The sequence below is a fragment of the Neobacillus drentensis genome, assembly GCF_036966985.1.
Classification (GTDB): domain Bacteria; phylum Bacillota; class Bacilli; order Bacillales; family Cytobacillaceae; genus Neobacillus; species Neobacillus drentensis_E.
The window spans coordinates 1-5,142 of record NZ_JBALSN010000593.1 but is presented as its reverse complement, the minus strand read 5'-3'; the positions used below and the strand labels follow the sequence as shown (position 1 = coordinate 5,142).

Below are 5,142 nucleotides of genomic sequence, written 5' to 3'. Positions count from 1 at the left end.
TAATCCATTGACCATTCTTCTGCCTTTAACTTTTTTAATTCATTTGTTGGTTTAAATAAAAATTCACAGTGTAGTTGTTCCATAAAAATATGAAAGAAAAAAAGACAAGATTTCGAAGAATCTAGTCTTTTTCAAATTCGATAATTTATTAAACTCGATGCATCATAGGTAGTGAGAATAGATATATATTAGCTACTGCAAGTAATACCATCAATACATAATATGGGGCCAATGCTTTAAATGAGCCTTTATTACCAATACGGTAGGCAGTATAGATAGAGCCGACCATTCCTATTACAATAATGATGTACTGCAAAATTTGAACAGAGGAAGCTGGTGCAAATGCAAGGTCTCCCCTTGTTACATTCATACCAAATAATGCAGCAGAGTTGTACCAAATTGCTTTTCCTTCCGTAATGATATGGAATAAGTTATGAGCAAGGTGTCCTGCTAAATCCAGTGGAATAATTGCATAACCGAACCGAATAAAGTTTTTCTTAACTTTCTCTACAGATCCTCCTGTTATCGTGGCAATTTTTGCAGTTCCATATAACAGAGCAACTGGGATAGCCATTGAAATAATAAAGGCAACAGTAAAGTTTACATTATAATTATCCGTTCCTGTTACTGAACCAATTGCTTTTAAAATGTCCTGCCAAATATTTACCATTGTGATATTTTGAACGAAAACAATACCCATAATGACTGCTGCTAGGAATGTATGTTCAATCATTGGCTTTTTAATTACCCATAATTCAGATGTAGGTACCCGTGGTGAAATTCGAATGGAGTTATTTGGGCAGTTTTTCACACAATCACCACATAAGTTACAATCAGCTGCGGTATCCATCGTTCTAACAAACTGAAACATTGGGCAACCTTCTGCTTTTTCGCTTCCTTTAAAGCAAGATTGTGTTTTACAAGACTTACATATTTCAGGTGTGCCTCGAAGTTCTAATGAACCAGAACGTGAATAGTTTCCTGAAAGTCCCCCTAGAAAACATAGAGTTTTACAAAATGTTCTTCTCTCGAAAAAAATCGATGTTCCTATTACCATTGCTACAAGTAAAAGAAGTAAATAACCAGAACCCCTCGGAGATTCAACAATTCCCCAAATATGATCGCTGTAGGTAATGGCAATAAAGAAAAGGTCAATCATCCAAAGTCCATACTTTCTTAAGAACTTTGGCATAGGACGATTACTGCCTATCGTTTTCCGAATAATATCACTTACTTTACCAAAGGGGCAAATCGCGCACCAAAATCTACCGATTACTAAGAAAAAGATTGGAATTAATGGCCACCATAACACCCAAGTCAACGACGTTCCAACATTCCGAGTCGGATCAACTGTTCCTGCCACCAATTCATAAACAATTACGGAAAAAACAGCGAGTACTATCCATTGAAAAATTCCTGGATACCATTTGCTTTGAATGAATTTTTTTACAATTGGTATTGATAATAGATTATAAGGTTTCTTATCTTGCATTTGTTTTTTCTCTTTAGATAACTTATCTTTTGGAATTGCCATTGGAAACATCCTTTCTTCTAAACCACTTATTCCAAACGCCAATCACAATAAAGGAAAGATTGACAGCACCAAAAGTTCCTAAAACCTTCATGTTTGCAGGTTTTTCCTTGACAGGCTCATGACCATGGCCACCACTGCCTTCCATGTCCATTCCTTCCATGTCTTCTCCTTCAGTCATCCCTTCCATATCATGATCACCACTCGTGCTTTCTGTATGACTGTCAGAGTGATTTCCTTCACCCATGTCCATGCCTTCCATATCATGTTCCGATTGCCCATTTAGGTTTGAAGTTGATGGAACCTTACTATGGTCACCATCTGCCAAAGCTATTCTTCCACCTGAAAATACAACCACAAGGATAATCATTAACAACCATTTTCCCTTCAAAGTCTTCACCTCATTCCAAATATGTGTAAAGTACATAAATGCTTAACAACTTAAACTTTAATAAAAAAGTGTGCAGAAACTTTGATTTTTTGTTGTATAAAATATGGCATTTGCAAAAATATCTCGATTTGACACAAAAATGAAATAAAGTTTGAAGTACCCCAAATTTTTATATTTAGATTTTTTTAGAAATATGGAAAAAATTTAAAATCTGCAAAGTTTCTTCATAAATTTCTTCTATGATAATGATATAAACCTTGTTAAGGCGGTGGATATATGAAGACAATTCTACTTGTAGATGATGAAGCTCGAATGCTTGACCTTTTAGGACTATATTTATCCCCTCATGGTTATAGATGCATGAAGGCTGATTCAGGGAAAACTGCTCTGACTTATTTTGAAAAAGAAAAGGTTGACCTTGTAATTCTTGATGTGATGATGCCAGAGATGGATGGTTGGATGACCTGCCAAAAAATAAGAGAATTTTCAGTTGTTCCCATTATTATGCTAACTGCCAGGAGTGAAACGCCTGATGTTATTAAGGGATTAAAATTTGGGGCTGATGACTATGTGACGAAACCCTTTAATGAAGAGGAGTTATTAGCCAGAATGGAGGCATTGCTCAGAAGAACGAGGGTTCCAACAGAAGACAAGCATTTTCTAGTTTTCAATGGCCTAGAATGGAATGAAGAATCAATGGAATTGAAGTATAAAAGCCAAGTCATTTCAGTTACACCAAAAGAATTTGCTTTAATTGGTTTGTTTATAAACAATCCTCAAAAAGTGTATTCCCGTGATCACCTATTGTCATTAATATGGGGGCTTAAATCACAGATAGATGATCGAACTATTGATTCCCATATTAGGAATTTACGAGAAAAGTTACGGAGTGCAGGATTCCCTGTAGATAAACACCTTTTTACTGTATGGGGCATTGGATACAAATGGGTAAATGAAGATCCGAAAGTACCTATAAATGATAAAATCTTCATTTAAAGCAAAATATAAATAGTTAAAAAGTTTCATAAAATGATAAAGTTTTTTTCAAATAATTAGTGATAAAAAAGTCCAAGATAGTTTAAAATGAATTATGTTAAAGTAAACTTGGAATGGTGTCCATGGGATATATAGGTAGAGTAATTGGAGTATTGTTTGTTTTAGCGAATTCATTAATTTGGATAAGCCATCAAGGGAATTTCATCAAAGCCCTAAAATTGGTGTATTTGAAATAATTTTTTCACTTTTTTATATTGTTCTTGGCTGGTGGTTAGGGAAACTCTATGACATTTCAAAGCTTCAAAAAAGGGAAATTCTAAAAAGCCATATAGAGCTTGAGTATCTAACAAATCGAGATGGTTTAACCGGTATCTAAAATCGTCGTTCCTTTGACAAGTACCTCCTTTTAGAATGGGAGAAAGCATCCCTTGCATCAGCACCTATTTCACTCATTCTTTTCGATATTGATTATTTCAAAGAATACAATGATACGTATGGCCATCTTTCAGGGGATGATTGCCTTAAGGAAATAGCAATGACTGTAGATATGATGGTCCAAATCCCCGGAAATATGGTTGCAAGGTATGGTAGTGAAGAGTTTGCGATTATTTTACCTGAAACCACTTTGATGAATGCTTATCAGGTAGCTGAAGAAATACGCTCTCCAATAGAAACTCTTAAAACTAAGAGAGTAGTTACTGCTAGTGTAGGAGTAACTTGTATTGTACCCAAATCTAACTTATCGATAGCAGATTTTATAACTCGTGCTGACTACGGACTTTTTCAGTCCAAGCATCAAGGAAGAAATAGAGTATCCATTTATCCTTACAATGAACTTTTATCCACTCAAAAACAGTGATATCTAGATGATTACTGCTTTTTTTATCGTTATTTTAATTTTCCAGATGTAATAATTTGCTCCCGATTCCCCCCGCCATCTTTTGTTTCATATAAAGAGGTTGAAAATGTGGAAACAGCAATTTGTTTTTCGTCCTTTTGGTTTACTGATATTGAAGAGGCTGCATCTTGATCAAGATCTAAACCAATATTCTTCCAGGATTGCCCTCCATCTTGAGAAATCATGATTCCTCTGGCCACATTGTCCATGGAGTAAGCAATAATGTCTTTTCCATTAGGCATGAGTGTCATGGCTGTAATAAGACGAGTATCATCAAAAATTTCCCAATTTTCTCCACCATCTTTTGATATCATAACTCCATTTTCAGTTCCCGCCAGCAAGGTATTTTTATCTTCCGGGAGAACCAATAGGGAGTGAACTTTCATAAGGTCACTTGGTAATCCTTTTGGTTCTACCTTAGTCCATTTTTTTCCACCGTCTAAACTTTTATAAATCCCAGCACCATATTGTCCGGTACCCATATCATTTAAACCATAAATAACGTTGGGATCGTGATGATATGTTGTTAGAGTATGGAAATCGATTTTACCAATCTACTAAAAGTATCTTACTCATACAACTCCCTCTTTCCTAAACTAGCTATTATCATTAGGTTGTTTAACGTAAACATAATAAAAGAGTGTAGAAAGTAATAATTTTCTTTGAATCCTTATGAACAAGTATGACAGTTACTATTAACCAACTCCTACATTAAAAATCGTTTCCCGCAGGAAACGATTTTAGATTATTCCCTAAATACTAATGGCATTGACAATTTTCGCCGTTACAAGAGCAATCCGACGAGCAAGAAGGACATTTCCCTTGTTTGGATTTTTGAATATTTTTAAATAGGATGACACCAGCTACTGTAAACATAACAATACCAATAAGCCAATTAATCATTATTCACTCCACCTTTAACCAAAACTTTAGATTTATTGCTATCGGTTAATGTTTTAAATAACTTACTTAAAAAGTTTGGTGGTTGATTTTTTGTTTTTAATGCTGCCTTTCTTTCCATCTCCATATGGTGGAGAGTGAATTTCATAGGTTTCTGGCACATAAGGCTCCTCCTTAGTATTCCCTATTAAATCATACAGCACCTTTATCTGCTTTGAGTGTAGTAAATAAGTGTGCAGAAAGTAACAAGATTTTATTACAATTTGCAGAACTGTAAATTAGTGTTTGGAATCCTACCTAGGAAGTTTGTTTCATTAGCTCTAAATCTAATAATCATTTAGGACTGCCTTGCGAATGTTTTACCTCTTTCCTTACTGACATTGTTAAAGTAAATAAATTATCTCTAATTATAGAACAGGGAATTTA

6 protein-coding genes and 1 pseudogene are annotated in these 5,142 nt (G+C 34.7%); 2 read left to right on the top strand and 5 right to left on the bottom strand.

The genetic code is table 11. The annotated features are described in order from the left end of the window. Positions 1 to 148: 148 nt before the first annotated feature. Entirely contained in the window at positions 149 to 1,534 is a 1,386-nt protein-coding gene (locus V7659_RS28600; RefSeq protein ID WP_335543442.1) for a 4Fe-4S binding protein, read from the bottom strand. After that, on the bottom strand, positions 1,515 to 1,922 hold the full coding sequence (locus tag V7659_RS28595) for a hypothetical protein (protein ID WP_335543441.1): 408 nt from the start codon (positions 1,920 to 1,922) through the stop codon (positions 1,515 to 1,517). The genes V7659_RS28600 and V7659_RS28595 overlap by 20 nt, the downstream gene beginning before the upstream one ends. A 276-nt stretch (positions 1,923 to 2,198) precedes the next feature. On the opposite strand from V7659_RS28595, the gene V7659_RS28590 reads away from it, so the two are divergent. Together V7659_RS28590 and V7659_RS28585 are read left to right on the top strand one after the other, a co-directional pair. Further along, on the top strand, positions 2,199 to 2,918 hold the full coding sequence (locus V7659_RS28590; protein ID WP_335543440.1) for a response regulator transcription factor: 720 nt from the start codon (positions 2,199 to 2,201) through the stop codon (positions 2,916 to 2,918). A gap of 388 nt (positions 2,919 to 3,306) precedes the next feature. Beyond that, positions 3,307 to 3,777, top strand: a pseudogene (locus V7659_RS28585) (GGDEF domain-containing protein); the annotation flags it as partial. Positions 3,778 to 3,806: 29 nt separating this feature from the next. On the opposite strand, the gene V7659_RS28580 reads toward V7659_RS28585, so the two are convergent. From V7659_RS28580 to V7659_RS28575, 3 genes are all read right to left on the bottom strand, one after another. Beyond that, positions 3,807 to 4,298, bottom strand: a complete 492-nt coding sequence (locus tag V7659_RS28580) for a WD40/YVTN/BNR-like repeat-containing protein (RefSeq protein ID WP_335543439.1) — start codon at positions 4,296 to 4,298, stop codon at positions 3,807 to 3,809. A 277-nt stretch (positions 4,299 to 4,575) separates the two neighbouring features. Next, the gene (locus tag V7659_RS32200) at positions 4,576 to 4,719 is read right to left on the bottom strand and encodes a FeoB-associated Cys-rich membrane protein (RefSeq protein WP_420491782.1); all 144 of its coding nucleotides are present in this window, start codon (positions 4,717 to 4,719) and stop codon (positions 4,576 to 4,578) included. Then, positions 4,712 to 4,879 carry a hypothetical protein gene (locus V7659_RS28575; RefSeq protein ID WP_335543438.1) on the bottom strand — a complete coding sequence of 56 codons (168 nt, stop codon included), beginning with the start codon at positions 4,877 to 4,879 and terminating at the stop codon, positions 4,712 to 4,714. The genes V7659_RS32200 and V7659_RS28575 overlap by 8 nt, the downstream gene beginning before the upstream one ends. Between the last annotated feature and the right edge of the window lie 263 nt (positions 4,880 to 5,142).

Bases quoted from the DNA above. Each gene is read 5' to 3' on its own strand.
- V7659_RS28580 (WP_335543439.1), bottom strand. From the start codon at position 4,298: ATGGGTACCGGACAATATGGTGCTGGGATTTATAAAAGTTTAGACGGT.
- V7659_RS32200 (WP_420491782.1), bottom strand. From the start codon at position 4,719: ATGATTAATTGGCTTATTGGTATTGTTATGTTTACAGTAGCTGGTGTC.
- V7659_RS28575 (WP_335543438.1), bottom strand. From the start codon at position 4,879: ATGTGCCAGAAACCTATGAAATTCACTCTCCACCATATGGAGATGGAA.
- V7659_RS28590 (WP_335543440.1), top strand. From the start codon at position 2,199: ATGAAGACAATTCTACTTGTAGATGATGAAGCTCGAATGCTTGACCTT.
- V7659_RS28600 (WP_335543442.1), bottom strand. From the start codon at position 1,534: ATGGCAATTCCAAAAGATAAGTTATCTAAAGAGAAAAAACAAATGCAA.